Raw genomic sequence first — 2,823 nt, 5'->3', positions numbered from 1 at the left:
GATAATCCCCAATTCCAAGCTAGAAAATTCACTAACTTGAAGCCAACACAAGCTTACAAGCTTCGAATGAAGCAGCCTATTTGCTCATGTTCCAAAGAACGTCTACATAGTTGAGTAGAAACCATCCCAGAAACTTGAGGAAGTTAATACAACTCCCCAAAAGAGAATTGTTCCTATTGTCCAAACCCACCCGATAACCACTGCTGCAGTTGCTAAACCCCAACCCCGAAGTGCTCCTCGCGAGTTCTTAATCTGAGAACGAGCGACATATCCAACGATGAGTCCAACAAGGGGAAAGAAAAATACCAATACAAAACCGGTAACCGCGGTGCCACTAAATCGGGCCGGGCGTGAAGGATCCCCACTCAGATAAACGGGAGCTCCTCCTGCGCCAACGGCGTTCACAACAGGCTGGTCAATTCGACGAACAACTAATCCGCATTTACTGCAGTAGTTGGCATCTGGTGGAATCAACTCTCCACATTTTGAACAGAACATAACTTCCCCCGCTATTCCGAGGAAAAGTAATTCCCCCTGAACCAAATAATAGCGATACGAATTTATCTGAATGAAGTGCAAGTCGCATTCACGTTTTTTGAATAAACATTGACTCAAGTGATGAACGTATCTTTCGAAAGGTCATGTCAAAGCTTCAATACGGTTCAGAGCTTGATCAGGTTGCGTATTGGAACCATGAAGAGCACGACTAAGCACCACCAACAGGGCACGGCCAGCCTCACTGTCCGTGCCCTGTGTAATACTCAATCCCACGTTCCAGAGCGATAGCGCCAAGTACCTAGCTAGCTATCCGGCAACCCTCTTCCATTGAGCGGGGTGCCCTAGGGGAAGAACGGATTTGGCCGCACCAGCGGTCATATAAGTCAGTGGAGTGAAGCGACCACTTCCCTCCCAAACATGCAAGGAGGCATTATGTCTGCACCCGAAAACAGCCAGGGCAACCACCCAGCTGAGAAAGCCCCCCTCTCGAGAGATCTGCGCGAGCTCCGAGAACAACTCTGGGGACCGATCCCGCCACATGAGCGCAGGCTGTGGAGCAACGCTCTGTTGGATAACCCACCCACAGACTTGAACACCATTGGCAAGCAACAAAACATGCAGCTCTATGGTCGTGACGGCATTGTCATGAACAGGCTGTGGGTTGCTGTTGCCAGATACTGGGATGACCTGGGGCTCAGCGCCTATGAGTGGTTACTGCAGCGCAACACCTTGGTGGACATTGCTGAATACAAGAGAAATCTTGAACGTGACAGCGAGGCCACCACGGATCACTGGGGTGACTGCACCGAACAAGAACGCAGAGAATGGACCGCAGCCACGCTGCGGTTCCCTCCCATGTTCTTAGGTGCAACCATCATGGCTCTGCATGACAACCACGCCAGGAAGACCGGCATCACCAACAGCAAGACCTGGATCGAGTTAGCACTTGAGTTCAGAGCTGCCGGGTTCACCCCTGAAGAGTTTGTTGTTCTCAACACTCAGGTGAGGAAGTTCCACAAGCGGGGACAAGAGAACAGTCTCATCACCACAACCTGGGGCTTGAACAATGTTGAGTTCGTCCGGCTGGATGCCCAGCAGTGGACGAACTGGTTAGTGCGTTATCGGGCTGGTCAAGATCCTGTGGAGCTCACCAAGGAACTGCTAGACCCGCACTGGAGCTGACGCACAAAAACCTCGGAAGGGTGGTGGCGGGTTTTCTCGCCACTACCCTTACTACTTGGATTCTGAATTGAGCTTTCTTCTCACAATGAGAGCACTCACACCAGCCATAAGCATTGCTGTAGATAACCCGAAGAGGCCAATGAATACTGGGGCACCGGTCTGAGCAAGCGCAGAAGCACTAGGTGAAGAAGATCCAGACGCTGACGGTGAAGGCGAGAAGCTGCTACCAGAACAACCTCCAGCGGGCACCACATCAGTGGGCGCAACATCTGTGAAGCTCCAGTTGTGTGGAGAAGCTAACAACTGAGCCCTCGCCTCGACAGCAGCACAACCTGTGGCTTTGTTTGAGGATGCGCTGAGCACAAGATTGGGTTGCACAGCCTGAGCCGCCCAGCCAACCAACATACTGGAGTAATTCTGATCACTAAATGCCCAAGTCTGCCCCACTACTTTGTCGAGCATGCTAGTCATATCGGTGACTTGGCTCACATCCCATCCAGCAAGGGACTGATTGAAAACCTCAGCTCCGTTAAACATTTGGGCCATGTCAGTGACGTGAGAAGTATCCCATGGCATCGCCGCACCGCCGTTGTTGAAAGAGTAGGCAGAGCGAAAGGTGCCCCTCATTGCGGTGACGTTGTGAGTATTCCATCCGCTCAGATCTTGATCAAATATGTGGTTACTCAAAAACATTAAATTCAAATTTGTCACGCTACTTGGAAGAGTGGACGGCACGCTCGTTAAGCCAGAGCGGTTAGAGAGAGCACATTCAAAGCTTGTCGTTTGCATACTCCCCCAGCTCAGAACCTGGGTAAGGTTCCAAAAATTTTGAGGAAGACCACAATAACCAAAGTGGGTTAATTTAGTCGCTGTGACTACGGCCGAATAAGTACCAACAGTCGTGTACGTATGTGAATAAAGTGCATCAGCGACTGCCGTTCCATTTGGAACCGTCACCTGCGAACTACCGTCACCCCAGTCGATTGTGACTCCAACGAGATCTCCACCGAAGCCAAATTCTGCAACCTCGTTGGCACTCGTCGTTTCAAATCTGAGACCCATCGAAGTGGGTGGGTAGGCCTGTGCAGACTGGGCAGGAATGGCCAGAACAGACAAGCCCACTACAAATGCGAAAGTCAAAGC

3 protein-coding genes and 1 riboswitch are annotated in these 2,823 nt (G+C 51.1%); of the genes, 1 reads left to right on the top strand and 2 read right to left on the bottom strand.

Translation table 11 applies throughout. The features are described from left to right. Window positions 1-102: 102 nt before the first annotated feature. Window positions 103-498, bottom strand: a complete 396-nt coding sequence (locus Q0362_RS09675; protein WP_366099762.1) for a DUF4190 domain-containing protein — start codon at window positions 496-498, stop codon at window positions 103-105. Between the two features lie 273 nt (window positions 499-771). Next, window positions 772-889: riboswitch (SAM riboswitch) on the top strand. A 41-nt stretch (window positions 890-930) separates the two neighbouring features. Between Q0362_RS09675 and Q0362_RS00040 the strand changes: the two genes are divergently transcribed. After that, window positions 931-1,680 carry a hypothetical protein gene (locus tag Q0362_RS00040; protein WP_298118290.1) on the top strand — a complete coding sequence of 250 codons (750 nt, stop codon included), beginning with the start codon at window positions 931-933 and terminating at the stop codon, window positions 1,678-1,680. A 51-nt stretch (window positions 1,681-1,731) separates the two neighbouring features. On the opposite strand, the gene Q0362_RS00035 is transcribed toward Q0362_RS00040, so the two are convergent. Further along, the gene (locus Q0362_RS00035; protein WP_298118293.1) at window positions 1,732-2,469 is read right to left on the bottom strand and encodes a BspA family leucine-rich repeat surface protein; all 738 of its coding nucleotides are present in this window, start codon (window positions 2,467-2,469) and stop codon (window positions 1,732-1,734) included. Window positions 2,470-2,823 lie beyond the last annotated feature (354 nt).

Origin of the sequence: uncultured Aurantimicrobium sp. (genome assembly GCF_936931525.1) — a bacterium.
In the GTDB taxonomy this organism is placed as follows: domain Bacteria; phylum Actinomycetota; class Actinomycetes; order Actinomycetales; family Microbacteriaceae; genus Aurantimicrobium.
Note: the sequence above shows the minus strand (reverse complement) of the source record. Positions and strands in the feature narration are given on the sequence as shown.

Excerpts from the sequence above, each read along its gene's own strand:
- Q0362_RS09675 (WP_366099762.1), bottom strand. The coding sequence starts at position 498 with ATGTTCTGTTCAAAATGTGGAGAGTTGATTCCACCAGATGCCAACTAC.
- Q0362_RS00040 (WP_298118290.1), top strand. The coding sequence starts at position 931 with ATGTCTGCACCCGAAAACAGCCAGGGCAACCACCCAGCTGAGAAAGCC.
- Q0362_RS00035 (WP_298118293.1), bottom strand. The coding sequence starts at position 2,469 with ATGCAAACGACAAGCTTTGAATGTGCTCTCTCTAACCGCTCTGGCTTA.